Genomic DNA, 25,032 nt, shown 5'->3' with positions numbered 1-25,032 from the left:
GGGATAAATTCTATTTAAATAGAATTTCTATTCAAGTAGAATCTACCCTGATAGAACCCCAAAGGTGACCTATGCTCCGGCAGACGTTCATCCACATCCCGGGCATCGGCAAGCACACTGAGCGCGACCTCTGGAGCCACGGCATCCGCTCCTGGGAGGACGCTGACCGCTTCGAGAAGCGCTTTGGTTTCGTCGGCGCCCGCCTGCAGGAGAAGCTCGACCAATACATCCCTCAGTCCTGGGAGGCTGTTCGTCGCAAGGACGCCGGTTTCTTCGAGCGCCTCACAGCTCTAGGCGAGGCGTGGCGGGTGTTTCCTGAGTTCGCAGACGAGTGTGTCTATCTCGATATTGAAACTACGGGGATGTCGACGGTTTTCGACAGTGTCACCCTTGTGGGCCTATACGATGGCCGCAAGTACAAAGTGTTCGTGGAAGGCCAGAACCTCGACGACCTTCCCAAAGAGCTTCAGAAGCACTCTGTGGTGGTCACATTCAACGGCTCCGGTTTCGATCTTCGCTTCCTCAGGCTCGCCTTCCCAGACATGGCGATTCCGCCCGTCCACATCGACCTGCGTTGGGTCATGCGCCGGCTTGGGTACACAGGGGGCTTGAAGGAAGTAGAAAAACGTCTAAGGATCCGTCGCGCAGCAGAAGTCGAGGAACTGTCCGGCTTCGACGCCACAGTCCTCTGGGCCCGATACCAGCGGGGCGACCAGTCTGCGCTGGAGCGGCTCATCCAGTACAACACCGAAGACGTCGTGCACTTGAAGGCAATCGTCGAGATTGCTTACGACAAGCTCTCCCGGCACACTGCCACTTTCCTTAACCACTCCATTGCGCCCGTTTTCACTGGCGTGGCCGAGCTTCCCCGTGCGCGCAAGTCAACCGCCACTCGCGCGATTGTCCCCCCGCCTGCTGAATCAAACCTCGTGTCTGGACTGCTGCGAAAAACGGCCACCGCTAGTCCTCGGATTGTCGGAATTGACCTCACGGGGAGCGCGAAGCGAGCAACTGGATGGGCCCTTATGGTAGGCGCAGCAGTGTCAACCCGGCCGCTCCATACGGATGATGAGTTGGTCAAGGCAACCGTCGAATCCAAGCCGGACCTTGTCTCTATCGACTCGCCCCTCTCCTTCCCAGAAGGCGTGGTCGATCCGGATAAACTCGGAGACTCGCCGATTTACCGGAAATGCGAGCTGGCCCTCAAGCGCATGGGCATCTCAGTTTTCTGGTGTCTCCTGCCCACGATGAAGGGCCTTACGACGCGTGGGATGCGTCTGGCGCAGAGATTGCGCGAGGCCGGCCTGACCGTGATTGAAAGCTACCCAGGCGCCGCTCAGGACCTGCTGGGCATCCCCAGGAAGGGCGCCAGTCTGGAAGAGCTGAAATGGGGTCTGCACCGCGCGGGTATTGAAGGGTCGTTCCTGACGGAGAAGATCAGTCACGACGAGGTCGACGCCATCACCTCCGCGCTGGTAGGGCTGTTCTATCTGGCGGATGACTTCATTGCTCTGGGAACGCCGGCGGAGGACTACTTGATTGTGCCCCGGTCACCCAAAATCAACTACCCCAAGCTCTCGGAGATTCTCAAGTCCACCGGGCTCGACGCCCTCGGACACGAAGCGGCGCACTGAATTACAATGCGTCACTCATGTCCCGCCAGCCCGAGCGACTTGTCCTGGGTATTACGGGCCCCATAGGTGCAGGAAAGACCTCGGTAGGCAAGTATCTGGAGTCGGCCCACGGGTTCCACTATTTGCGGTATAGCCAGGTTCTCGCCGAGTGGCTGGCGGCGGACCCCACTGCCAAGAACCAGCTGCAGGGGATCGGTTGGGAAGTAATGGCCGGAGGCAAGCAAGCCGAGCTTAACGCCCGTCTGGTCCAGAAGATCGGGCAGGAGGGTAGCTACGCAGTCGATGGCCTCCGTCATTCCCTCGACCACACCACTCTGCGGGACGGCTTTGCAGAGCACTACCATCTGCTGTATATAGACAGTCCGCCGGAGACCCGATGGCGCCGCTTGCAGGCGAGGAGGGGTTTCGCCACCTTCGCTGACTTCCAGGCGGCGGATTCTCACCCGGTGGAGCAGCAGATTCCATTGCTCAGGCCCAGCGCAGATTTTGTGCTGCAGAACCAGGGCCCACTCGACGAACTGTACTCGACCATAGAAGGCGTCTTGCAGCAGATTCATTCAGGAGGGCTCGCGTGAGTCTCTGGGTTGTGGTTGGCGGGCAGTACGGCTCCGAAGGCAAAGGCAAAATCTCGGCTTTCATCACCCTCCAGGAAGAGATCGACATCTGCATCCGCTGCGGTGGCCCCAACTCCGGCCATTCTTTCGTCGCTCCGGATGGAACCACAAAGGTTCTGCGTCAGTTGCCTACTGGCTACATACGCCGCGAGACACGCCTGCTCATTCCCGCCGGCGCGTTGATTGACTTGCAGGTTCTAAGGAGCGAGCTGAAGGCCTTCGACCTTGGTGCAAACCGCGTCGGTATCGACCGCAACGCCATGGTCATCGAGGAATCCGACAGGGAGAACGAAGCCCGCCTCAAGCTTCGCGAGCGTCTCAGCTCGACTCTCTGCGGGGTCGGCTCTGCCGTTGCAAGGAGAGCTTTGCGCGGCGCCGATGTTCGCCTGGCGCGCGATGCGGCTGAGCAGCACCCGTGGCTCAAGGGACTGCTGACCGACGTGTCCGGAGAGGCCAACGAGGCCCTAGATCGCGGCCGAAAGGTGCTTGTAGAAGGCACACAGGGCTTCGGGTTATCGCTCTACCACTCGCCTCACTATCCCAAGACCACGTCACGTGACACTACTGCTGCAGGATTTCTGAGCGAAGTGGGCCTAAGTCCACTGCGCGTCACGGAGATTGTTGTGGTTTTCCGGACCTTTCCCATACGCGTTGCGGGTAATCAAGCGGGTAAGCTCGTAGACGAGCTTGATTGGGAAACGGTCCGAAGAGAAAGTGGCTATCCGCATCCCATAAACGAGTTCACAACAGTGACTCAGAAACTCCGCAGAATTGGGAGGTTCGAATGGGATTCAGCTGCCTCTGCTATTCGCGCGAATCAGCCGACCAGACTCGCGGTTAATTGCCTTGACTACCTGGACTTTGCGAACCGAGAGGTTGTCGAAGCGGGGTCATTGTCGCAAAAGGCAAAGAATTTTCTCACTCATCTCCAGCACAGTTTTCATGTTCCCATTTCATACGTAGGTAAGGGTCCAAGATTGGATGATGTGTTAGACCAGTCAGAGTCTGCAAGATCTACGGCCCTAGGCCGGATGTCAGCGATTGCAGGGTAGAAGGCCAAATGCCGGTTTCTGACCGCCGCGAAAAACTCGAGGCTCAGCTAAGAGCGCTTGTCGCCAAGCGACCCGACCAAGACACATTCCCAGGAACCGGAGTCCTCCTCAACGACGCCATCGAGCACTACGTCAAAGAGTTCGACCTCATCACTCCCTTTGACCGCGAGAAGCTGCTTAAGCCAGCGTGCTACAAGCTAACGATAGGAGATGAATTTGCCATAAACGGGCAAATTCATCGAATCTCCCAAGCGGGTGAGTCTGAAATCAGAATTAGACCCTTCGGAGTGGCTATCATCAAGACAAGAGAGGTCATCAACCTCCCCACGTTCCTCATAGGGCGCTGGAACATCCAAGTTTCCAAGGCGTATGACGGATTGCTATGGCTTGGAGGGCCTCAAGTCGACGCAGGATGGGTTGGCCACCTGTTCTGTCCAATCTACAACCTGTCAGATAGGGAGGTTGTACTCCACCACGGAGATCCTATAGCGGTAATCGACTTTGCCAAGACCACGGAGTTCCACCCGGAGAAGTCTCAGCGATACTTAAGGAAGCCCGGCGACCTGCCCGACCGCATCCTCATCGAGGACTATCGCCCCGACCGCCTGAAGAGTGCGTTGGCAGAACAATCTGTTTCCGTGTTCATCGACCGCATCAATATGATGCAGAGCCGAATCGACACATTCATCTCCATAACATTCGGGGTGATTGCCCTTCTTTTCGCTGCAGTAACGCTCCTCGCCGGTAAGCCAGGGTTTGCGTGGTGGGATCCGAGTGTATTCTGGATTTGCACGATTGCTCTCGGGCTTTCGCTGGCGGCCTGGGTGAGGTCTGGATCACCCGGGCGCTGGCGTCTTGCAGTCCAAGTTGCTATTGCTCTCCTGGTGGTCGGAGTCCTCGTTACTCAGGCAATCCGAACGCAGAACCAAATAGATGAGCTGCGTACGCGAATCGAGGCAATCCCAGGTGGCAAACCTGAAGCACCACCCTCACCAAGCCTCCCTCACTGAACTGATCCGTTCCCGTTCCGTTCCTCCGGCGGGATGACTACCGCCGCGGCCACCTTGTCGCCGGGTTCCAGTTGCAGCAGGCGGACGCCCTGCGTCGAGCGGCCGGCCTCGCGGATCTCCTTGGTCTGCACCCGGATGATCTTGCCGAACTGGCTGATGACCATGCATTCCGAGGTCTCGCTCACCAGCATGATGGCGGAAACCTTGCCGTTGCGCGCCGTGGTCTTGACGTTGATCACGCCCTTGCCGCCGCGCGACTGCAGCCGGTACTCGCCCACGTCGGTGCGCTTGCCGTAACCGTTCTCCGTCACCGAGAGGATCATGGTGTAGTGCTCTTCAGTCTCCGGCGCCTCGCCTTCGGCGCCGGCCTCAGCTTTGGCTTTCCCGTTCTTCTTCCCGGCCGGTGCAGGCTCTTCTTTCGGGGTCACGGCCATGCCCACGATGTAGTCGCCCTTCTCAAGATCCATGCCGCGGACGCCGTAGGCGGGCCGTCCCATGGGACGCACGTCGCTCTCCTCGAAGCGGATGGCCATGCCTTCGTGCGAGGCCAGGAAGACGATCTGGTTGCCGTCGGTCAGGCGCGCCGCCACCAGTTCGTCGCCCTTGTCGATGCCGATGGCGATGATGCCCCGCGACATCACGTTCGAGAAGTCCTTCAGCTCGGTCTTCTTCACCGTGCCGTTGCGAGTGGCGAAGAAGACATACTTGCCTTCTTCCTCGAGATCGCGCACGTTCAGAATGGCGCGCACGCTCTCCCCCGGCTGCAATGAAACCAAGCTGGCGATGGCCTTGCCCTTGCCCGCCGGCCCCACGTCGGGAATCTCGTACACCTTCAGCCAGTAGACGCGCCCGGTGTTGGTGAACACCAGCAGATATGCGTGCGTCGAGGCGATGATGAGCTGCTCGACGAAGTCCTCGTCGCGGGTGCGCATGCCGATGCGTCCCGTGCCGCCGCGCTTCTGCTGCCGGTAGGTGGAAATCGGCGTGCGCTTCAGGTACCCGGAATGCGAGACGGTCACCGCCACCTGCTCATCGGCGATGAGGTCTTCGATGGTGATCTCCGTGGTCTCGTCCTGGATGACGGTGCGGCGCGCGTCGCCGTAGTTCTTCTTCACTTCTTCCAGCTCTTTCACGATCACGCCGCGCAGCTTCTTCTCCGACGCGAGGATCGACTCGTACTCGGCGATGCGCTCGCGCACCTCCTTGAGTTCGGTGAGGATCTCGTCGGTCGAGAGCTTGGTCAAACGGTAGAGCTGCAGTTCCAGGATGGCGTCCGCCTGCCGCGGGGTGAGCGAGCCTCCGCGCCCGGTGTGCTCCAGGATCTCCTTGTCGGTGATCTTGAGCTTGGCTTCGAGCAGCGCCTGCTTGGCTTCCGGGCGCGAGGCGCTGCCACGGATCAGCTTGATGATCAGGTCCAGGTTGTCGAGCGCGATCTTGTAGCCCTCGAGGATGTGCTCGCGCTCACGCGCCCGCGCCAGCAGGAACACGGTGCGCCGGCGCACCACGTCCACGCGGTGGTCGATGAAGTGCTGGATGGCCTCCACCAGCCCCATCTCTTTGGGCTGGCCGTTGACCACGGCCAGGAAGATCATCGAGAACGACTCCTGCATCTGGGTGTGCTTGTAGAGCTGGTTCAGGATGATCTGCGCCTCGGCGCCGCGCTTCAGCTCGATGACGATGCGCATGCCGTCGCGGTCGCTCTCGTCGCGAATGTCGGCTACGTCGTCCACCACCTTGTCGTTCACCAGCTCCGCGATGCGCTCGATGAGCTTCGACTTGTTGACCTGGTAGGGGATCTCGGTCACCACGATGGCCTCGCGCTCCTTGCCGATGCGCTCGATGCCCGACTTGGCGCGCATCATGAACCGCCCGCGCCCGGTCTTGTACGCCTCGTGGATGCCGCTGCGCCCGTGAATGAACCCGGCGGTGGGGAAGTCCGGCCCCTGCACGATTTTCAGCACTTCGCCCAGGCTCGCATCCGGCTTGTTCACCAGCAGGATGGTGGCGTCCACAATCTCCGTCAGATTGTGGGGAGGAATTGAAGTGGCCATGCCGACGGCGATGCCGCTGGCCCCGTTCACCAGCAGGTTGGGGATCTTGGTGGGAAGTACCGTCGGTTCGACCGTCGAGTTGTCGTAATTCGGGACCATGTCGACGGTGTCTTTGTCGATATCGGCGAGCAGCTCCTCGGCGATGCGGGTCATGCGGCACTCGGTGTATCGCATGGCCGCGGGCGGGTCGCCATCGACCGAGCCGAAGTTCCCCTGGCCGTCCACCAGCGGATAGCGCATGGTGAAATCCTGCGCCATGCGGACCAGCGCGTCGTAGAGCGCTTCCGGATTGTGCGGGTGGTAGCGCTTCAGCGTCTCGCCCACTACGCCGGCGCACTTCGAGTAGCGCTTGTTGTGGAGCAGTCCCTCCTGATACATGGCGTAGAGCACGCGGCGATGCACCGGCTTCAGGCCGTCGTACACATCGGGCAGCGCCCGCCCGATGATCACACTCATTGAATAATCGAGATAGCTGCGGCGCATTTCCTCCTCGATGTTGATGGGGAGGAGATTGGCGGCGCCGGGACCGGTGGGGCCGCCGGCGGCGGGCGGCTGGCCGCGCTCGGAATCGAACGGAAGAGTGGGGTTCTGCTCGTCAGACATGATGAGTTCTCAGTTCTCGGTTCTCAGTTCTCAGGAAAAAGTACCCAGTACCTAGTACCCAGTACCCAGTGAACAGCCAAAAAACCGACGCGGAAGAAGGCCCGCCGGCGGCTGGTTCCGGGAGCGCCGTGATTTTCCGTAACTGCTTGCATTTACTGGGTGTTAACCGCCAGATGAGCCAAGTGAATTATAGCACGAAAAAGCAGGTGGCGGGTGGCAGCCGGCAGGAGGCAGGAAATGACAAAAGGAAGCTGGCGGGAGGCAGGACCCGAACGGGCAGAAGCAACATTGTGACGGCTGAGTGCTGATTGCTGACGGCTGAGTGCTTACGGCCGTGTGATGACTTGGTTGGGCGAGGAGGCGGGAGGCAGGCGGAAGGCGATGCCGCGCTCGTCGTTGGCGGCGATGGTGGCGGGGAGGTCGAGTTCGGCGAGCTGGATCTTGCGCGAGCGGCGATCGGAGAGGTCGTAGAGCACTGGGCCGACGATGGCGAAATTGGAGACCTCGCTGCGCGTGCCGTCGAGGAAGATCAGCACGGCGGGCTGGAGTTCGCGAGCGCGCTCTTCGCTCTCGGGCCGGGGGGCTTCGGGCAGCCCGGGCGCGGACTTCTTACGCGCAGCGCGATCGGAAACGGCGGGGCGCGAGCGGCGGCTGGGGCGCGCGGCTGCGTATTCTTCTTCGCCTTCAGTTTCCGAAGACTCGACGCGCGAGTAATTGCGGCGCACGTAGCGGTCACCGTCGCGTTCCAGGATCACGAGCTCCGGCGGGCGGTTTTCGCTTTCGCGCTCCGGCATGACCACGACCGGCGCCGGCTGCTCCACCACGACCACCACCGGCTGCGGCGCGGGCTCGTAGCTGGTGAACCACGGAAAGAAGATGGGCGTAGCGAAGCGCGGGACACGGCGATGCGGCACGTCGAACTTCTGGACGATACGGCCGCCGGTGAATCCGGCGGGTCCGAGGGAAGTAACGCTGGCCGGAATCCCGGGCGTGAAGGAGGTCGCGCCCGTCCCCATGGAAGTGACCGACGCGGGTACGCCGTGGATCTGGGCGGCGGCGGTGGCGGCGACCACACCGGCCATCAAGACGGCCCCGAACCAGCGGCTCATGGCTCCATCATACTCCCGCCGGAGGGGTCAATACAGGCGCGGCACCACGATGACCGGGCCGAAACGCTGGCGGTAGAAACGGCGGTGGTAGCGGCGGTGGCGGCGGTGGCAGCGATAGCCATCGCGCAGAAAAACCGGACGCGGACGCAGGACCCGATACCCGTATGCATAGCCGGGTCCGAAGCTGTTCACGCGGACCACCGGGCGAGAGACGACGTAGACGCGGGTGGCGGCAGCGAGATCGGCCGGAAGCAGCAGGGCCAGAGCGCCCACCGCGACGAGCAGAAAGCGGCGCATAGGACACCTCTGATCGGCAACAACACGAGAGACCGGGGAGGGTTGCGCGGCGGGTGATATTGGCTGGGACGAAATGGAAGGGCCATTTGCGATCTACGATCTGTGAACTGCGAGCTGGCGCGCGGCAGGATGCCCGCGAAACACATGGCCCGGGGGAATCGTTACCGACCAGGGGAACGGTCCGAAAAGCGAACCCGAGGTCCCTCGACTCGCCCTTGCTTTCCCCCTCGTCCGCCCCGCGGACTCGGGGCCATGCGGGCTCGCTCGGATGACAACAGAAGGAATAGATCTCTTTCGGCACGGCTGAAGCCGTGCCCTGATACGAGTCGAGGGCGGGATAGAGACGTAGCAAGCTACGTCTCTACGGTCCCGGGCAGGATGCCTGGGCTACAGCCGGCGAGGCGCTGGCCCTACTGATGCCCCGGGAAGCTACTAAGAGACTCGCGGTAGCAGCCAGAGGCCGGCGGCGGCGTTGAGCGCGAGGAGTGGGAGCAGGACGGCGCGGGCCAGGCGCGCGGGCGGGCCTTCGAACTCTTCTTCCAGCAGATCGGCGAAGACGCCGGCGACGAACAGACACAGGAAAGGCAGGGCCAGCACCAGATTGCGCACGCTGAGGTAGAAAGGCGTGGCGAGCCCCAGCACCGCAAGCGGTAGTCCCACGGCCAACGGCGCGAGGTTGCCGAAGTAGCGCGAGCGGCGTGAGCGCAAAACGGTGATGAGCGCGAGACCGAAGAGGAGCAGGGCAGGGAGAGAAGCCAGGAGCAGGGGCACGACGGCGGGCCAGGGAATGCCACCCGCAGCCACGCGCGGACGAAGAGCCGGGAAATCGGTGATCCGGAGCGAGGCTAGAAGATCCATACCGGCCCAGCGATGCACGACAGCAAAGAGGCCGCCGGCAATCGCAACACTCAAAGCAGCCCAGGCGAGTGCCGCGGCGCGGCGCTGGGGCGCGAGGTAGAACAGGAAGGCCAGTGCCGGCAGCAGGCCGAGCGCGGCGGGATAGAGCGCCGCCGCAGCCAGGCCCAGCGAGAGGCCGAAGAGCAAGGCGCGCAGCAGGCGGTCGCGCGGCGGAGCGTCGAGCGTGTGGGAAAGCGCGATGGCATAGAAGACGGTGCCGTACAAGCCCCAGGTCGCCGGGGCTTCGGGGCCGACGCGCGCGGCGGCGAGAATGGAGAGCGGCGAGAAGCAGTAGAGAGCGAGCGCAATGTATCCGCCGCGGTTGCCGTAAAGGCGGTGGGCGACGTACCAGAGCGATCCGCCAAGCAGCAGGCCGAAGACGACGGACGGCAGGCGAGGCAGCCAAGGATCGTCGCGCAGCGTCCTGACCGCCAGCTGGAGGTCTGCGTGCGTAGCCAGCCGCACGACGGGGGAGCGCGAGGCGCTGATGGCGGCGGCCTCTTCGGGGGCCAGCGGGGACCGGGCGGCCATCCAAAGCGCCTGGGCCAGGAAGAGAAACAGGAAGCACAGGGCGATGAGGCGCGGCCGAGTCATGAGCGAGAGAGTTTAACCACAAAGGACACGAAGGCACACGAGACATTCGCGAACTGCGATCTGTGAACAGCGAACTGGAATCACCCTCTATAATCCGCAATATTTCCGGTTGAAAGGCCGAGGAGGTCGCGTGAACGCAATCCCAAGCAGTGCCATGGAGCCCTGGCCGGCGCTGCCGCTGGAGGCGTGGAAGGACACCTACGCGACGCTGCACCTGTGGACGCAGATCGTGGGCAAGATCCGGATGGCGCTGACGCCGCGCGTGAACCACTACTGGCACGTCACGCTGTACGTGACGCCGCGCGGGCTGACGACCTCCACCATGCGGCAGGGGTCGCGCCTGCTGGAAATGCGCTTCGACTTCCTCGACCACCGGCTGGCAATCGAGACCAGCGACGGCGAGGTCCGGCACATCAGGCTGGAGCCGCGGACGGTGGCCGATTTCTATCGCGAGGTGATGGCGACGCTGAAGGAACTGGGCATCGAGGTGCGCCTCCACGCCAAGCCGGATGAAGTGCCCGACCCCATTCCCTTCGCGCAAGACACTGTGCATGCTTCCTACGACGGCGAGTACGCGCAGCGCTTTTGGCGCATTCTGGCGTCGGTGGATGCGGTGTTCCAGGAATTCCGCTCCGGGTTCCTGGGCAAGTCGAGCCCGGTGCATTTCTTCTGGGGAAGCTTCGACCTGGCGGTGACGCGATTTTCCGGGCGGCGGGCGCCGGAGCGTCCGGGCGCGGACGCCATCACGCGCGAAGCATACTCGCACGAAGTGATCAGCGTGGGCTTCTGGCCGGGCGCGGGCTACAAGGGCGCGGCCTTCTATGCCTACGCCGCGCCGGAGCCACCGGGTTTCGCCGCGCAGAAAGTGAAACCAGCCGCAGCGTTCTACGACGCCGGGATGAAGGAATTCCTGCTGATGTACGACGCCGTGCGGGAGTCGGCGGACCCGCGCAAAGCGCTGCTGGAGTTCTGCCAGAGTACGTACGAAGCGGGCGCGAACCTGGGAGGATGGGACCGAGGGGCGCTGGAAGCGGCGTGAAGTGTTCTTTTCGCCGCGGATCAACGCGGATGGACGCGGATTGAACCCCACAAAAAGCTCAACCACAAAGGACACGAAGGAACACAAAGACATTTGCGAACTGCGATCTGTGAACTGCGAACTGACCGAGCCCAACTGTTGTGGATGACAAAAAAGCCGTGAAAAACCCAGGTCCCTCGCTCGGGTTTCCCGCGCTGGAGAATGCGCGCGGGTCCCTACCTCGCTCAGGATGACGGCAGGGAGTTTGACGATTGTAGATTTGGGTTCGAGAAACCTTAACCACAGAGGGCACAGATGTTCACCGAGGATCTCTTGCCTCCGTGTTCCTCTGTGTCCTCTGTGGTTCCCAGATTCCTACCACCAGTAGTGCGCGGTGTAGGTGATGACCTGCTCGCCGTCGGGCGGGAGGGTGACGCGGAACTCGATGGTCTGGGCGTCCATCTTGCTCCACTTGTGGGAGGCCAGGCGCACTTCCCAGTTGGTCCAGCGGTAGAGGTGCTCGACCACGCGGACTTCGACCGGCTCCTTTTTGTGGTTGCGGACTTTGATCTCGAAGCTCTCGTCCATCCACTCGTTCTTGACGGAGTCCAGGCGGAAGTTGGTGCGCGAGCGCTCGCCGACGACATCGAACGCGTTGCCGGTGTAGACGCGCACTTTTTCGTCTTTGGGGGTGTGGTCGATGACGTTCTCGCCGGTGAACTCCAGGCGGCCGTCATCGTCGCGGCGGTAGAAGCGCAGCCGGCCCTTGGGCAAGGGGATGCCGAGGCCGTTGGCCTCGGTGTTCTTGAACTCCTGCATGACCCAGACCTTGGGATTGGACTTGGTGCCGTAGTCGCGGTCCTGGCGGATGTTCTCCATGTTCCAGCCGCGGTAACGGTTGGGATCGATCCAGGCGCCGTCGTAGACGTAGAGGCGCTCGGCCTTCACGCCTGCCGAGCGCACGAACTCCACCTGCTTGGTCTCGCGGTCGCGCAGGGTGGTGGGCCGCAACAGCGTATAGAGGTGGTACTCATCGAAGGATTTCTCCGTGACAACCGGGCGCATGCCACCGACTTCCGCGCGGGCCATGACCGCGTCGTACGCCTCCATGGCCTGGGCGGGCTGGAGCTTGGAGACATCGCCGGCGATGAGCTTGATCTTGGCGTTCTGGAAGGTCTTGCCGGTCTGATTGTCGATAGTGACCCAGCCGACCAGGTCGAGGACGTCGCCCTTCTCGGGCGCGACCAGGTTGTAGTCGGCCTCCCAGCGCATGCCGCCGGTGAGGTAGGAAAGTTCGGCATCGAAACGCGAGTCGCGATCGGTCTCGATGCGCCAGTCGAGCGCGGGCTTCAGGATGTTGTCATCGGCGAGCGCGGGGAAGAGCGGCTGGCCGGGCAGGCCGAAGCGTAGCTTGCCTTCCACCTCGATGATGGGCTGCGACGCGCCGCCCTGCATGAACGCCATCTGCGCCTGGTAATAGGGCTGGCCGTACTGCTGCCAGGCCTCGCGGTGCGGAACGTAGCCGGAACGGATGATCTTGCCTTGGACGATCTCCTGGCGCTCCTGGCGCTGGATGAGGAAGTCGATGGTCTTGCCTTCGTAGAGGGAAAGCAGCAATTCCTGCGAGACGGGATCGTTGCGGTAGTTCTGCTCCAGGATCTGCAGGCGGACGTGCCCGGAAGGATCGCGGAGGATGACCGAGTCAGGCTCGAGGAACGCTGTGGTTTCCGCATAGCGGACCTGGTTCACTCCGGCGCGCAGGTCGAGCGGGAAGGTCTGGCGCACGACGGCGAAGTTCTGGTTGTAGATGGTAAGCGCGGGGTCGGCCGCCGGCGCGGCGGGCGCAAGCACGACGACGGCAAACAACAGGGCGAGCAGGCGTTGCATACAGGCTCCTCTCGAAAGCTTCCATGGTAGCCCGGCCGGGAATGATGGTGCAGGCACGGTTGAATTTTCCCGGCCCGGGCTTGCGTTCATTCCTAGAACGCAGGTCGAAGAAAAACTTGCAAGAAAGGCTTTAACCGCAAAGGACACGAAGGAACACGAAGGCTTCGGCGGCAAGGAAGAAGAGGCACGGAATCTCTCCGTGCCTCCGTGTCTCCGTGGTGAAATCAGGCCTTAGTTCGCAGCCGACTCCGATTTGTGCGGGGCGATGTAGCGCACCACGTCGAGCCGGGCGAGCTGGGCGAGCCTGGCAACGGTGACGCGGCCGATGATGAGCTTCGAGGTCTTAGGGTCGAGCTTGACTTCGAAGCCCAGAGAGCGCAGCTTGGCCAGGCTGGCGTCGCTCTTTTCGGAGAGCCAGACCTCGACCTCGAGCTTGCTTTCGCCGGTGAGCTTGCACTGGCCGCGGCGGGTCGGCTGCGTGACTTCGGCCTCGTAACAATTGGCCATACGCAGCAGGCCGGGATCGAGGCGCGCTTCCCAGGTCGCCGGGCGGTGTACGCGGATATCGGCGCGGCGGTCGACTTCTTCGTCCTTCAATTCGCGAACCATGTGGCCGTTGACGGGCTGGCTGGTGCTGACTGCGCCACTGCCTACGCCAGCGCCCGAACCCGAGGCGATGCCGCCGGCAGATGGGCGCATGGCTTTCACGGCGGACATCGGAGCGGAAGCGGGCGCGTATTGCGCCTGCATCTCACCCGCTTTGCCGAAGACGCCCTCGGGGCTGACGCCTTCCGGCATCTCCACCGGCACCTGGATGATGCGGGGCTGGCCGCCTTCGGTGACGGTCATCTCCTCGACGGCGACGAAGGAGGTGAACTGGGTCATGAGGTGGAAGTCGAGGCCGAGCTGGGTGATCGCTTCCTTCACGTCCTTGCGGGCGACGCCCTGCTGGATGCCGGCGTAGTCGCGGGCCATGAGGTCGTCGATCTTCTGACGCGCCCATAGCGACGCGAGCACATCGTGGCGTGCTTCGGAGGCGGGCAGGTTCACCTTGATCTCGCGGACGAAGTCCTCGCCGGCGCGACGGCCTTTCAGCCGGATGATGCCGCTGGCCGGCACGCCGTAGCGGCCGGTGACGATGACCGGCTTGGCGCTGAACAGATCGGGCAGGCGGGCAGGGTAGATGTCCGCCACGGGCAAGCCGTTCCAGTCGATGGAAAGGTCGGTGAGGAGCGGGGTGCGCACGCGCTCGTGGAAGCGGCGCGCGGCCGCGGAGCCATCGTCGTTCAGGCCGACATACTCCACTTCGCCACGGCTCACTTCCGCCATCTTGTCCAGCAGAAAGCGGTTCACGCTCTGGCCGATGCCGAAGCTGAACACGCGGGCGTTGGGATGCTTCTGCACTTCAGCGACAATCTCCATGTCGTTGCCGACGTAGCCATCGGTCATGAAGCAGACCACGCGCACGTGCTCCTGGGAGTCCGAGGGCTCGAGCGCGGCGCGGATGGCCTTCATCATCTCCGTGCCGCCCGAGCCTGAGCGGCCGGCGAGGAATTCCTGCGCCAGCGCAAGATTCCTAGGTGTGGCCGGAACCGGTTCGGGGAACAAGATTTGGGTGTCCCCGGCGAAGGTGATGAGGTTGAAGGTGTCGCTCGGGTGCAAGCCCTCGAGCGCCAGCTTCATGGCTTCTTTCGCTTTCTCGATGGGGAAGCCGGACATGGAACCGGAGGTGTCGAGCACGAACACGATCTCCTTGGGCGTGATGTCGGATTCCGGGATGCGATCGGGCGGCTGCAGGATGAGGGTGAAGAAGCCGGTGGAGCGCAGGCTGGTCTTGCCCGCGGGCGTCTTGTGAGTGAGCACGGCGTCCTCGATGCGGCCGCCGGAAACGTCGTAGCGCAGGATGAAATCCTTGTTAGGGATGACGGCCTGCTGCTTCAGGCGGACCACGGCGCTCGAGGCGCTGGTGCGGTCGGCGAGAATGGCGTGCGAGGTGGAGCGGAAATCCTGGATGGGCACGCCGGCGTCGAGCGTGACTTCGAGCGAGACGTCGTGGCCGGCACGCGTCTCCGGCGTCTGCACGCCGGCCACGGGCGGCGTGATGCGCGAAGCGTCGGGGACCTTGTCTGTGTCCGGCGCCCAGCCGCCGCTCTGCTTACCAATTGCAACGGAGCCGGGAATGTAGCGCGGGCCGACCACCATGGGGAAAGAGAACTCGTAAGCGCCGTCTTCGTACTTGAGGAATTCGACGTAGCGGATGGTCACTTTGACCGTCTCGCCGGGCATGATGTTGGCCACCGACTGGGTGAAGATGTTGGGACGCTCCTGGTCGAGCAGCGCGGCGACGTGGCCGGCGGCGCGCGCGGCTTCGTAGATGGCTTGCGCCTCCTCGCGGCGCTTGATGATGCCGCGCACGGTGCGGTCGCCGACCTCGAGCGTCATGTCGTCCACGGCCGAACGTTGCGAGAGCGGGAAGACGTAGACCGCCTCGATCTTTTCCTTCGAAGGATTCCAGAACTCCTGCGTCACCTCCACCCGCGCCAGGAAGCCGGAGATCTCGGCCTTGACGTCGGTGTGCTTGAGCGGGCAGAAGCCGGTGACGCCGTCCTTGCCCATGATGCGGAGCGAGCCTTCGGTGACCGGCGGGTTGCCGGCCAGGGCGCTGGCGGTAAGAGCCAGCAGAATCAGCAGGTGAGCCAAGAGCGTGCGACGCATACGTTCCTCCCGTACAGGGGAAGAACGGTGGAGGGCGCGGGGCTTGCAAGCATTTTCTTGACCGGCAGGGACACGAAGGAGCGCCAAGGATGGCGGCAAGACTGAGATCCGCGCTTATGTGGCTGAGTCCGCGGCGGCGACTTCACTTTTCCGCCACCAGCCACATGTTGTCGCTGGTGGGGAAGCGGTCGAAAGGGCCGAAGCGGCGCACTTTCAGGCCGCAGTCGCTGACCAGGCGCGCGAGCAGCCTGGGCGTGAAATAGTTCACGTGGTCCGGGGAGCGGAAACCGCACCAGCGCGCGCCACGCACGGCACGGTTCCAGCAGGCGAAGTTGGGGACTTTCAGGATGAGGCGCGCGCCGGGCTTGAGCAGCAGAGCGGCGCGCTCGAGCGCCTGGCGCGGCTGGCGCTCGTGCTCCAGGAACGAGCACATGACGATGCCTTCGAAGAAGGCATGACTGAGTTGCTGCATGCCGGAGAGGGCGTCGGCGCGGAGGGCGCGTCCGCCGCGGCGGGAGAAGCGGGCGTCGGCCAGCGCGTGCAGCTCGCGCGAGACCTCGATGCCGAAGGGAATGTAACCGGCAGGCAAGCGGTCGAGAGCACGGCCATCGGCGCAGCCGACGTCGAGCACGGGACCGGGCGCCACGTAGCGCAGGATGAGCTCGGAGAGCTTGTCGCGGTGTAGGACGTGTGCGCGCATCCAGTTGATGGCTTGCGCGACGCGGCCGAACACCGGCTCCTCGGACAAGCGGCGTTCATGTTCGGCGGCCCAGGTCTTCTCCCAGGCGAGGTCCGCTTCCAGAGCTTCGTAGGGGGGCGGGTTCTCCAGATACACCAGGCCGCAGCCGGCACATTCGCGCAGCACCCAGGGATGCGCGGCGTAAGACAAGCGCGGGCAGGCGGAATTGTCGCGCCCGCACAACGGACAGCCGCGGACTTCGTCGCCGGACATGCGTCTACGGCTCCGCCGGGCGCGCCGCCGCCGTCGCGGAGAGGATCTCCCAGATGCGGTCGAGCCAGTCGAGATGCTCGGGCTTCATCAGCACGGAGCGCAGGCAGGTGACGCTCTCGCGGTCCCACTTCACCTCGGGCGCCGAGGACTGGAAGAACTTCGCGGGCACTTCCGCCTTAGCCAAGTGGAGGTCACGGCGAGCGGCCTCGTCGAACGTCCAGTGCGAAAGGCGGGAGATGGCGGACGCGCTCGCGGCGCGCGGGGCATAGATGACGATATCCAGCTCGGGCTCGAAGGCGGCGATCCAGCCCGCGTCAGCCTTTAGCTTGCGATGGAGCGCGAGCGCGGCCTGGCGGCAGCGGCCGAGGCCGGCGGCAAACTCGCCGCCTTTGACGAGCGGCAGCAGGCGCTGCGTGGCCCACAGCGCCACGGCCGAAGCGCCCGGACGCGAGCACTCCAGGCTGATCTCGCCCAGGTGCAGCTCCGCCGAGCTGAAGTAGGTAACGCCCGACTCGTGCTTGTAGAAGCGGACGACGTCCGGCTCGCGGAACAGCACGCAGCCGCAGCCGTAAGGTTGCAGGCCGTGCTTGTGGGGATCGACCACGATGGAGTCGCACTCGCCGATGCGCTCAAAGGCCTGGCGCGCGGGCGCGTCGAGGTTCGCGGCCAGCGTGAAGTAGCCGCCATAGGCGGCGTCGGCATGCACGCGGAAGCCGTGCTTTTCGCGCAGCGCGAGAATCGCAGGAAGCGGATCGACCGCGCCCGTGGGCGTGGTGCCCATGGTGACCACGACGGCGCCGATGTCGCCGCGCGCCAGCCGCTTCTCCAGTGCGCCCACATCCATGCGCCCCAGCGTATCGCAGGCGACGTTCTCGAACTTGAGCTGCAGGACGCTGGAGATCCTCCCATGCGTGTAGTGCGCCTGCTCGGAAGCCAAAATCGTCTTGCCGGGATGCAACTGTCCCGCCACCCACAGCGCTTCGAGATTCGCCATGGTCCCGCCGCCGCAGAGATGCCCGAGGAAGGTCTTCCATCCATACATGGCGGCGATCTCGGCCACGGCTTCCTTCTCCATGGCGGAGCTGGCGCGGCCGCCATCGAGGGCGTGGTTGTTGGGATTGATCCACATGGCCAGAGCGTAGGCCAGCCGAGCCACCGGATGCGGCGGCTTCAGCATCTGCCCGGCATAGAGCGGATGAAAGTAAGGAAAGTTGTCGTGCAGGCGGTCGGCGGTAGCGGCCAAGACTTCTTCCATGCGCTCACGCCCGGGAATGGCCGTCTCTAACGCGGGCAGTTCGGCGAAGCCTGCGTCCAAGCGGGCGAGGGCATCGTGAAGGATGCGAAGTGTTTCCTTGTCCATGTTCGCATTTCGCAGTCTACATACCGCGCGGAACCCCTTGAGAGGGCTGAGCCAAACTACCCCTTACCGGCGGCCAGCAGCCATCAGCGTTATACAAATAACATATTATTAATCTATTATATGCACTCACTAAAATAGTTAGTGTACAATTTGAGTGGAGGTAGCACCCTATGCCAACCTTAACACTCACCTTTGCCTACGATGGTTCGGATCCGGAGATCATGCAGGCCCTGTCGCGGATGGTCGCCGCTTTCGGGTCCCCGACCGGCACTATCTCGTTGCCGACGCTCGGTAGTCAAGTATCAAGCTCCGTTGAGAGAATCGCGACCAAGTTTGCTGGCCTCGTCTACAGAACGCCTCGGCTCCGAGCTGTCATGGAAGAGTGGCTCCGCAGGGGCGGGAAGATTCCGCTCAGCGAGCTCGTCCGAATCTCCGGTGTGAAGAAGCAGCACGACTACGCTGGAATCGGCTCGGCCCTCACGCGAAACATGAAAGCAGCAGGTGGGCCGAAGGATTGGTACGACGGTCATCAGGACGTTGCGGGCGCCTGGATTTACGAGATCGCTGACGAACTGGTTGCACCATTGAGAAAGGCTTTCAAGATCACCTAGGGGTATTCCCGGAACCATCATGATGGGGAAGGGAAGGCTGCCGCGACTGTCTTCCCTTCACCAGAATATTGAGCCCTAGGGCTTTGTAGCTTTTGCCTGTTGCTTCGTTTGGGCTAATGCGATTACTTCCTTTACCCTTTGCTCGCGCTCATGTCGGGCGATGTACCACTCTTTCATCAGGAGCTCAATGAGCCCGATTAACTTGCCAGCCTCACCCTCGTCTACGTCGACGATTACGTTTATGTCGACCTCCATGTGCGCGCCGATGTTCCCGACTCTTCGGAGTCCATCTATCGCCTGCCAAACCAAACCATCGACTTTGTCCTTGAGTTCATTGACTTCATCAACCAGCCTTGCCTTCTTGATGTCCCAAAAATTGCGAATCATTCCTTGAAGACAACGACGCGCTAAGGTGGCAGAAGCTTTCGGGCTCAAGTCCCTTATTAGGCACGCCTCCAAGTAATCGCCTTGAATCTGCTTCGGCACATAATCGGGAAAGACCTTGGCCTGAGAAGGTGGAATCAAGGTCCAACTCTTCTGCAAGGCACCAACTGAATAGTTCCCGTATGTTCCGTTAAGCTCGTAGGTGAAGAGCTGGAGTGTGGATTTCCTGCAAGATTTGTTAGGACAAACTATGCGAACGAGAAGCGTTCTTAGCTTGCCATCAGCACTATCCACGCCGAAGTTCGCTGCATCATCTTGATAGTTCGAACCGGTTATTGTGGTGTCCCTATCGCAGAATGGACAGGTCCAATTAAATGGCTCCATAAACACCCGTTCAAATATCCAGGTTCTTCACGTCCAGCGCGTTCTCTTCGATGAACTTGCGGCGGGCTTCGACGTCTTCGCCCATCAGCGTGGTGAAGATCTGCTCGCACTCGGCGATGTCTTCGAGCTTCACTTCAAGGAGCGTCCGGCGCTCGGGGTCCATAGTGGTCTCCCAGAGCTGGTGGGAGCTCATCTCGCCCAGGCCCTTGTAACGCTGCACGCTGTACTCTTTGCGACCTTCGTTCAGGACGTACTCGAAAAGGTCGCGGGCGGAGGTTTTCTCTACCGGCTCGACATCGGCGGCTTTCTTGCGCGGAGCCTTGGCGGCTTTCTTGGCGGACTTTTCCGGCGCCTCGGTTGCGGCTTCCGTTTCGCCTTCGGCGGCGGCCTCGTCGCCATTGGCTGACGCGCGGCGAAGATTCTCCACCACGAAGGGCGGTTCCATGTAGGCCTCGATCTGCTTGTACTTGGAGAGCATCTGGCGGAACTCGGGGGTGGAAGCGAGCTGCCAGTTGATGATGCGCTCGGCGCCCTGCGAGTCGGTGAAGCGCACTCCCCAGAGGTTGTGCTCTTCATCGAAGTAGGCTTCGGGCTTCTGCTTGAAGCCGGCCTCTTTGCCGACTTTCTCCAGTTCCTGGACCAGTTTCTCGATTTTCCTGGTGGGCGTCTTCTTGTCGCCCTCGAAGTCGGAGCGCATGGCCAGGCCCAGCTTCGGCAGGAGCGAAGTGATGCGCTCGTCGCGCAGGCGCTTATCCACCTTGTCGAAAAAGCCGAGGTACTCGTTCAGCGTAGTGATGAACTTGGTGAGCGGCGTGCCCTCCAGACGGGCCGCACCTTCGCCGTAACGCACCACCATGCCTTCGGCAGCGCGCTTGATCATGACGCGCACGAACTCGCGGTCGTCCTTGATGTACTGCTCGCTCTTCCCTTTCTTGATGCGGTAGAGCGGCGGTTGGGCGATGAACACGTGCCCGCGCTTGATGAGCTCCTGCATGTGGCGGAAGAAGAAGGTCAGCAGCAGGGTGCGGATGTGGGAGCCGTCCACGTCGGCATCGGTCATGAGGATGATCTTGCCGTAGCGGAGCTTCGAGGAATCGAAGTCTTCCTTGCCGATGCCGCAGCCCAGGGCGGTGATCATGGCGCGGATCTCCTCGTGGCCGAGCATCTTGTCGTAGCGCGCCTTCTCCACGTTCAGGATCTTGCCCTTGAGCGGCAGGATGGCCTGGAAGCGGCGGTCGCGTCCCTGCTTGGCGGTGCCGCCGGCGGATTCGCCCTCGACGAGATACAGCTCGCAGCGACTGGGATCGCGCTCGGAGCAATCGGCCAGCTTGCCGGGCAGGCCGCCGCCATCGAGCGCGCCCTTGCGGCGGGTGAGGTCGCGGGCCTTGCGCGCGGCTTCACGAGCGCGCGCCGCTTCAATGGCCTTGTTGATGATGCGGCGGGCGACGGTGGCGTTCTGCTCCAGATAGGCTCCCAGGCGCTCGTTCACGAACGCCTGCACGATGCCAGCGATGTCCGAATTCAGCTTGCCCTTGGTCTGGCCCTCGAACTGGGGCTGGGGCAGCTTGACGCTGATGACGGCCACCAGGCCTTCGCGCACGTCGTCGCCAGTGAGGCTCTCCTTTTCATCCTTGAACATGCCGAGCTGCTTGGCGGCGTAGTTGATGGTGCGGGTGAGCGCGGTGCGGAAGCCGGAAAGATGCGTGCCGCCATCTACGGTGTTGATGTTGTTGGCGAAGCTGAAGACGGCCTCGCTGTAGCCGTCGTTGTATTGCAGCGCGATCTCCATGTGCACGCCGTCGCGCTCGGCTTCCATGTAGATGGGCTTGTCGTGCAGCGTCTGCTTGCCGCGGTTCAGGTGCTTGATGAACTCGGCGATGCCGCCGGTGTACTTGAACTCGTGGCGGCGGGGCTCGCCGGTCTTGGAATCCGTGGCGCGCTCGTCGGTGAGGGTGATGAGCAGGCCCCGGTTCAGGAAAGCCAGCTCGCGCAGGCGCTGCGAGAGCGTATCGAAGTTGAACTCGATGGTGGTGAAGATGTCCTTGTCCGGCAGGAAGTGCACGATGGTGCCGGTCTTCTGCGTCTTGCCGGTCTTCTTCAGCTTGGAGGTGGGCTCGCCGCGCGAGTAGGACTGCTCCCACACGAAGCCGTCGCGCCAGATCTCGAGGTCCAACTGGTAGCTGAGCGCATTCACCACGCTCACACCCACGCCGTGCAGGCCGCCGGAGACCTTGTAGCTCGAAGTATCGAACTTGCCGCCGGCATGCAGCTTGGTCATGACGACCTGGGCGGCGGGGAACTTCTCGCCGTCCACGTCCATGTCTTCCACCGGGATGCCGCGACCGTTGTCCTTCACGGTGACGGAATTATCGATGTGGATGGTGACCTCGATGGTGTCACAGAAGCCGGCCAGCGCTTCGTCCACCGAGTTGTCCACCACTTCGTAGACCAGATGATGCAGGCCGAGCTCGCCGGTGGAGCCGATGTACATCGCCGGGCGCTTGCGCACCGCTTCCATGCCGCCCAGAACCTTGATGGATTCGGCGGTGTACTCGCCGTTTTGCGCGCCGTTGCCCTTGCGCGACTTGCTCTTTTCCTTCTCGGCTTTCGCAGTCGAGGCGGGTTGAGTCAGCGTCTCTTTGGAGGCCATGAAACTCCGTGGTGTGGTCGCGGGGCGGGCCCGCGCGCGGCCCGTTTTTCGAGCAGCGCAACAGGGCACAAACTATTGATATTTCAGTAACTTAGTAATCGCCCAAGCCAGAGATATTTTACCACAGAGCGGCAGTTTTCTGGGGGCTGGAAGCGGCGTGTTTTCAGGAGAATACGAGGCGCCTCTTGCCCCTTCCAGGGCGCATCCAGCGGGAGTATGCTTTTCCACCGAAATCCACTCCACCGGAGGTCGTCATGCCCGGAAGAAAAATCATCGACTGCCGCGACTTCCCGGCCGAGAAGCCGTGCGACATCGCCATCTCGGGCTCGGAAGAGGACGTCATCGAAGTGGCCGTGCAGCACGCCGTCCGTAGCCACGGCCATCAGGACACACCCGAACTGCGCCAGCAGATCCGCTCCATGCTCAAGGACGAGCCGGAGAGCAGAACCGCAGCCGCGTAGGGCTCGCAACGTCTGACAAATTACCAACCAGCCGCCAGGTCTTGGCGGCTTTCTGCTTTGCGAGTAGTTCTCGGCGATCTCCGCGGTCTCTGCGTTGAGTGCCTTTACTTCCACCCCATGCGCTCGCGCAGCGACGTGATGTGCGCGGTGTGGTGGGCGCCGTGCCACGCGTACATGGCCAGCGCCCAATCGAGCGGGAAGGTCTTGCCGTACTGGGGATGGGTGAAGGTGCGGGCGAAGTCGGCGGGTTTGAGCGAGCGCAACAGGATCACCCAGCGCTGGTGCAGCGCCTCCAGGATGGCAAGGGAGGTCTCGATGGGCGTCAGCCGGACGTCCGGCGTCTGCGACCACAGGTTCTCGTCGTAGGGCTTGATGGTGGGCTGGTCCTCGGTGAGCGCCAGCTTGAAGCGGATGTAGGCGTTCATGTGGCTCTCGGGAACGTGATGCGCCACCTGCCGCACGGTCCATCCGCCGGGCCGATAGGGCGTGTCGAGCTGCTCGGCGTTCAGACCGACAAGCGCCGAGCGCAGCGCCGCCGGGGCGCGCTCGATGGCCTCGATGGAGCGGAGGCGATCGTCTGCGGTCGCCGATCCCTTCCAATCAAACGGACCGATAGGGTAGCGGAGGTCCATGTGTGCGCTGACCGAATTCTGACACTCTAGTCTTTGGCCTTGCTTGGCGATTTCGATGTTACCTTTACTTCGGTGAAGAGATTGAATAGGGAGTCCAAGTCATGTTCGCCGGGACCAATCAAGATGACTGTGATTACATACCCTTCATGGACAGCCGCCAGGACGCTTTGCACGGGCCGTAATGGGGACTCAGTTGTGTAGTTCTGACGGTGGAAGGCGAGTTTGCCAAGCCTGAACTCTGTCGGTAGTCCCGACGATAGGATGCCTCTTTCCTTGAGGGCTTGCGTGACCTTTGCAACATAGTCGGCGCCGGTTTTCTCGGACCATTTCTCGCCCCAGTAGTACCTTGCATCCTCTGCCATGAGAGTCACGCTCTTGCCGGGCCGAAATTGGGTCTGTTCTGCCGAGGCGTGCAACAGCACGGTTCTGCCACCCAGCCCTCCCTTCAACTCATTCGTCTTCACTGCAAGCTCGGCAGGAAGGGCGCATTGGAAACCGAAGAAGTCATTGCGGTAGACAGTGCCCGTAAAGGTGCCAGCGACCTCTGGTGGCAGAGCTTGTGGCGCTAGAGGCGGCTGATTCCGAAGCTGGAACCTGACCGTGATCGTCGTCTCGACCTCAATCGGTTCACCATTCAACAGGTAAGGCTTGTATGCCCACTGCTTGACAGCTTCCATTGCGGCGGGCGCTAACAGGGGATCCCCCGACCTCAAACGCACTTCCTGGATTTTTCCGCCTTCGGTAATGATCACTGTCAGGACTACCAAGCCTTCAACACGAGCAGCTTTGGCAGCTTCCGGATACGTAGGCGCGACTTTCTTGAGCAGGTTTGCTTCCACTACCCCCTGCGACACACGAATCCGCTTCGGCTGTTTCTCAACGGGCGTTTCCTGAGCGCCCGTCAGCGCGCCCGAAACCAGAAGGGCCCCAAGAACCGGGGCCCAAATGCGCTTCGACTTGTAGGTCATCGCTTTCGCCTGCACCTCAAATCCGCATGGGCATCACAATGTAGCGGTACTTGTACGGATCGCCGTCGGCGGGGCGGAGCTGGCCGGCGGATTGTTCGTCCTTGAACTCGAGCGCGACGTCACCGGAACCAACGGCCTTAAGGAAGTCCAGCAGATAATGCGAATTGAAGCCGATCGTGATGGGCTCGGCGGCGTAGCTGGTCTCGAGCGAATCCTCGGATTCGCCGGTTTCCATCGACGACGACGACACTTTGAGCTCGTTCTTCTCCAGGCGCAGGCGGATGGCGCCGGAGCGCTCGTCGGCGAACTGGGCCACGCGCTGGATGGCGCCGGAGATCTCATCGCAGGCCACGCGCACGACCTTGGTGTTGTCCTTGGGCAGCACGGCTTCGAAGTTGGGGAACTGGCCGGTGAGCTGGCGGGAGGCCAGCAAGCGCCCGCCTACGCGGAAGTGCAGCGTGGATTCGTCACGCGCGAACTCCACGGATTCGGCGTCGGTATCCGCCAGCAAAGTATTGAGTTCGCTCATGGCCTTGCGGGGGATGAGCGTGCGCATCTCTCCGCCGGTCAAACCCTCGGGCTTCGCCGCGGTGTTCTCGATGTGCGCCAGGCGGTGCCCGTCGGTGGCCACCATGGTGATGGACTCGGGCTTCAACACCATCAGCGCGCCGTTCAGCGTGTATCGCGATTCCTCGTTGGAGATGGCGAAAATCGTCTTGCCGATCAGCGTCTGCAGGACCTTCGCCGGCAGCTTGATGGTCCCGGCCGTCGGGAACGGCGGCATGCTGGGGAAGTTGCTGCGCGCCATGCCTACCATCTTGGTGTTGGAGCGCCCAAGCCGGAGCTGCACCCAGTGGTTCTCCAGCAGCTTCAGTGAAAGGTCTCCCTCCGGCAGCAGCTTCACGTAATCGTGGAACTTGCGCGCTGGGATGGTACAGGCTCCATCCTTCTTGACTTTCGCCGGGCACGAAACGCGCAGGCTGAGGTCGAGATCGGTGGCCGTGATGGAGAGCTTGTCGCCCTCGGCTTCCAGCAAGAGGTTCGACAGGATGGGAATCGTGGCCTTGCGCTCCACCACACCCTGGGTGGTGGCAAGTTCTTTCAGAAGATCCGACCGGCTGACGGATATCTCCATAGTCCAGTTTGTCC

General features: G+C 62.5%; 20 protein-coding genes. 7 read left to right on the top strand and 13 right to left on the bottom strand.

The window, feature by feature from the left end:
• Nucleotides 1–71: 71 nt before the first annotated feature.
• Genes VNK82_13755 through VNK82_13740 form a run of 4 tightly spaced genes read left to right on the top strand, consistent with a single transcriptional unit; the run spans nucleotide 72 to nucleotide 4,310 of the window.
• Entirely contained in the window at nucleotides 72–1,634 is a 1,563-nt protein-coding gene (locus tag VNK82_13755) for a ribonuclease H-like domain-containing protein (GenBank protein ID HXE92017.1), read from the top strand.
• Between the two features lie 17 nt (nucleotides 1,635–1,651).
• Complete coding sequence (locus VNK82_13750) at nucleotides 1,652–2,209, top strand: AAA family ATPase (protein ID HXE92016.1); 558 nt, start codon at nucleotides 1,652–1,654, stop codon at nucleotides 2,207–2,209.
• Nucleotides 2,206–3,300, top strand: a complete 1,095-nt coding sequence (locus VNK82_13745; protein HXE92015.1) for an adenylosuccinate synthetase — start codon at nucleotides 2,206–2,208, stop codon at nucleotides 3,298–3,300. The genes VNK82_13750 and VNK82_13745 overlap by 4 nt, the downstream gene beginning before the upstream one ends.
• 8 nt (nucleotides 3,301–3,308) lie before the next feature.
• On the top strand, nucleotides 3,309–4,310 hold the full coding sequence (locus VNK82_13740) for a hypothetical protein (protein HXE92014.1): 1,002 nt from the start codon (nucleotides 3,309–3,311) through the stop codon (nucleotides 4,308–4,310).
• On the opposite strand, the gene gyrA is transcribed toward VNK82_13740, so the two are convergent.
• From gyrA to VNK82_13720, 4 genes are all read right to left on the bottom strand, one after another.
• A complete protein-coding gene (gene gyrA, locus VNK82_13735) occupies nucleotides 4,304–6,964 on the bottom strand; it encodes a DNA gyrase subunit A (protein HXE92013.1) in 2,661 nt (886 codons plus the stop codon). The two genes, VNK82_13740 and gyrA, sit on opposite strands and share 7 nt — an antisense overlap.
• Nucleotides 6,965–7,290: 326 nt before the next feature.
• Nucleotides 7,291–8,073 carry a hypothetical protein gene (locus tag VNK82_13730; protein HXE92012.1) on the bottom strand — a complete coding sequence of 261 codons (783 nt, stop codon included), beginning with the start codon at nucleotides 8,071–8,073 and terminating at the stop codon, nucleotides 7,291–7,293.
• Nucleotides 8,074–8,100: 27 nt separating this feature from the next.
• The gene (locus VNK82_13725) at nucleotides 8,101–8,370 is read right to left on the bottom strand and encodes a hypothetical protein (protein ID HXE92011.1); all 270 of its coding nucleotides are present in this window, start codon (nucleotides 8,368–8,370) and stop codon (nucleotides 8,101–8,103) included.
• Between the two features lie 432 nt (nucleotides 8,371–8,802).
• A complete protein-coding gene (locus VNK82_13720) occupies nucleotides 8,803–9,861 on the bottom strand; it encodes a glycosyltransferase family 39 protein (GenBank protein ID HXE92010.1) in 1,059 nt (352 codons plus the stop codon).
• A 130-nt stretch (nucleotides 9,862–9,991) separates the two neighbouring features.
• Between VNK82_13720 and VNK82_13715 the strand changes: the two genes are divergently transcribed.
• Complete coding sequence (locus VNK82_13715) at nucleotides 9,992–10,900, top strand: DUF5996 family protein (protein HXE92009.1); 909 nt, start codon at nucleotides 9,992–9,994, stop codon at nucleotides 10,898–10,900.
• Nucleotides 10,901–11,254: 354 nt separating this feature from the next.
• On the opposite strand, the gene VNK82_13710 is transcribed toward VNK82_13715, so the two are convergent.
• The 4 genes from VNK82_13710 to VNK82_13695 all read right to left on the bottom strand — a co-directional run bounded on the left by VNK82_13710 (nucleotide 11,255) and on the right by VNK82_13695 (nucleotide 17,793).
• Nucleotides 11,255–12,766: a DUF4139 domain-containing protein gene (locus VNK82_13710; GenBank protein HXE92008.1), complete on the bottom strand. Its 1,512-nt coding sequence runs from the start codon at nucleotides 12,764–12,766 to the stop codon at nucleotides 11,255–11,257.
• A gap of 231 nt (nucleotides 12,767–12,997) precedes the next feature.
• Nucleotides 12,998–15,481, bottom strand: coding sequence for a VIT and VWA domain-containing protein (locus tag VNK82_13705; GenBank protein HXE92007.1), 2,484 nt, complete (start codon nucleotides 15,479–15,481; stop codon nucleotides 12,998–13,000).
• A 142-nt stretch (nucleotides 15,482–15,623) separates the two neighbouring features.
• Nucleotides 15,624–16,433, bottom strand: a complete 810-nt coding sequence (locus tag VNK82_13700; GenBank protein ID HXE92006.1) for a class I SAM-dependent methyltransferase — start codon at nucleotides 16,431–16,433, stop codon at nucleotides 15,624–15,626.
• Between the two features lie 4 nt (nucleotides 16,434–16,437).
• A complete protein-coding gene (locus tag VNK82_13695; GenBank protein HXE92005.1) occupies nucleotides 16,438–17,793 on the bottom strand; it encodes an aminotransferase class I/II-fold pyridoxal phosphate-dependent enzyme in 1,356 nt (451 codons plus the stop codon).
• Nucleotides 17,794–17,963: 170 nt separating this feature from the next.
• On the opposite strand from VNK82_13695, the gene VNK82_13690 reads away from it, so the two are divergent.
• A complete protein-coding gene (locus tag VNK82_13690) occupies nucleotides 17,964–18,404 on the top strand; it encodes a hypothetical protein (protein ID HXE92004.1) in 441 nt (146 codons plus the stop codon).
• Nucleotides 18,405–18,479: 75 nt separating this feature from the next.
• On the opposite strand, the gene VNK82_13685 is transcribed toward VNK82_13690, so the two are convergent.
• Together VNK82_13685 and gyrB are read right to left on the bottom strand one after the other, a co-directional pair.
• Nucleotides 18,480–19,172: a DUF4145 domain-containing protein gene (locus VNK82_13685; GenBank protein ID HXE92003.1), complete on the bottom strand. Its 693-nt coding sequence runs from the start codon at nucleotides 19,170–19,172 to the stop codon at nucleotides 18,480–18,482.
• Between the two features lie 10 nt (nucleotides 19,173–19,182).
• On the bottom strand, nucleotides 19,183–21,822 hold the full coding sequence (gene gyrB, locus VNK82_13680; protein ID HXE92002.1) for a DNA topoisomerase (ATP-hydrolyzing) subunit B: 2,640 nt from the start codon (nucleotides 21,820–21,822) through the stop codon (nucleotides 19,183–19,185).
• A 254-nt stretch (nucleotides 21,823–22,076) separates the two neighbouring features.
• Between gyrB and VNK82_13675 the strand changes: the two genes are divergently transcribed.
• Nucleotides 22,077–22,283 carry a DUF1059 domain-containing protein gene (locus VNK82_13675; protein ID HXE92001.1) on the top strand — a complete coding sequence of 69 codons (207 nt, stop codon included), beginning with the start codon at nucleotides 22,077–22,079 and terminating at the stop codon, nucleotides 22,281–22,283.
• 104 nt (nucleotides 22,284–22,387) lie between these two features.
• On the opposite strand, the gene VNK82_13670 is transcribed toward VNK82_13675, so the two are convergent.
• From VNK82_13670 to dnaN, 3 genes are read right to left on the bottom strand one after another with little or no spacing between them, the layout of a single operon-like run.
• The gene (locus VNK82_13670; GenBank protein HXE92000.1) at nucleotides 22,388–22,915 is read right to left on the bottom strand and encodes a putative metal-dependent hydrolase; all 528 of its coding nucleotides are present in this window, start codon (nucleotides 22,913–22,915) and stop codon (nucleotides 22,388–22,390) included.
• Between the two features lie 26 nt (nucleotides 22,916–22,941).
• Entirely contained in the window at nucleotides 22,942–23,883 is a 942-nt protein-coding gene (locus VNK82_13665; protein ID HXE91999.1) for an energy transducer TonB, read from the bottom strand.
• A 16-nt stretch (nucleotides 23,884–23,899) separates the two neighbouring features.
• The gene (gene dnaN, locus VNK82_13660) at nucleotides 23,900–25,018 is read right to left on the bottom strand and encodes a DNA polymerase III subunit beta (GenBank protein HXE91998.1); all 1,119 of its coding nucleotides are present in this window, start codon (nucleotides 25,016–25,018) and stop codon (nucleotides 23,900–23,902) included.
• Between the last annotated feature and the right edge of the window lie 14 nt (nucleotides 25,019–25,032).

It is taken from the genome of Terriglobales bacterium, from assembly GCA_035573675.1.
Lineage (GTDB): Bacteria > Acidobacteriota > Terriglobia > Terriglobales > Acidobacteriaceae > DATMAB01.
The sequence above is the reverse complement of the archived record's forward strand: the minus strand, read 5'-3'. Positions and strand labels throughout refer to the sequence as shown.

Excerpts from the sequence above, each read along its gene's own strand:
- VNK82_13755 (HXE92017.1), top strand. The coding sequence starts at position 72 with ATGCTCCGGCAGACGTTCATCCACATCCCGGGCATCGGCAAGCACACT.
- VNK82_13695 (HXE92005.1), bottom strand. The coding sequence starts at position 17,793 with ATGGACAAGGAAACACTTCGCATCCTTCACGATGCCCTCGCCCGCTTG.
- VNK82_13690 (HXE92004.1), top strand. The coding sequence starts at position 17,964 with ATGCCAACCTTAACACTCACCTTTGCCTACGATGGTTCGGATCCGGAG.
- VNK82_13665 (HXE91999.1), bottom strand. The coding sequence starts at position 23,883 with ATGACCTACAAGTCGAAGCGCATTTGGGCCCCGGTTCTTGGGGCCCTT.
- VNK82_13670 (HXE92000.1), bottom strand. The coding sequence starts at position 22,915 with ATGGACCTCCGCTACCCTATCGGTCCGTTTGATTGGAAGGGATCGGCG.
- gyrA (HXE92013.1), bottom strand. The coding sequence starts at position 6,964 with ATGTCTGACGAGCAGAACCCCACTCTTCCGTTCGATTCCGAGCGCGGC.
- VNK82_13720 (HXE92010.1), bottom strand. The coding sequence starts at position 9,861 with ATGACTCGGCCGCGCCTCATCGCCCTGTGCTTCCTGTTTCTCTTCCTG.
- VNK82_13725 (HXE92011.1), bottom strand. The coding sequence starts at position 8,370 with ATGCGCCGCTTTCTGCTCGTCGCGGTGGGCGCTCTGGCCCTGCTGCTT.
- VNK82_13675 (HXE92001.1), top strand. The coding sequence starts at position 22,077 with ATGCCCGGAAGAAAAATCATCGACTGCCGCGACTTCCCGGCCGAGAAG.
- VNK82_13700 (HXE92006.1), bottom strand. The coding sequence starts at position 16,433 with ATGTCCGGCGACGAAGTCCGCGGCTGTCCGTTGTGCGGGCGCGACAAT.
- VNK82_13710 (HXE92008.1), bottom strand. The coding sequence starts at position 12,766 with ATGCAACGCCTGCTCGCCCTGTTGTTTGCCGTCGTCGTGCTTGCGCCC.
- VNK82_13705 (HXE92007.1), bottom strand. The coding sequence starts at position 15,481 with ATGCGTCGCACGCTCTTGGCTCACCTGCTGATTCTGCTGGCTCTTACC.
- gyrB (HXE92002.1), bottom strand. The coding sequence starts at position 21,822 with ATGGCCTCCAAAGAGACGCTGACTCAACCCGCCTCGACTGCGAAAGCC.
- VNK82_13740 (HXE92014.1), top strand. The coding sequence starts at position 3,309 with ATGCCGGTTTCTGACCGCCGCGAAAAACTCGAGGCTCAGCTAAGAGCG.
- VNK82_13750 (HXE92016.1), top strand. The coding sequence starts at position 1,652 with ATGTCCCGCCAGCCCGAGCGACTTGTCCTGGGTATTACGGGCCCCATA.
- VNK82_13730 (HXE92012.1), bottom strand. The coding sequence starts at position 8,073 with ATGAGCCGCTGGTTCGGGGCCGTCTTGATGGCCGGTGTGGTCGCCGCC.
- dnaN (HXE91998.1), bottom strand. The coding sequence starts at position 25,018 with ATGGAGATATCCGTCAGCCGGTCGGATCTTCTGAAAGAACTTGCCACC.
- VNK82_13685 (HXE92003.1), bottom strand. The coding sequence starts at position 19,172 with ATGGAGCCATTTAATTGGACCTGTCCATTCTGCGATAGGGACACCACA.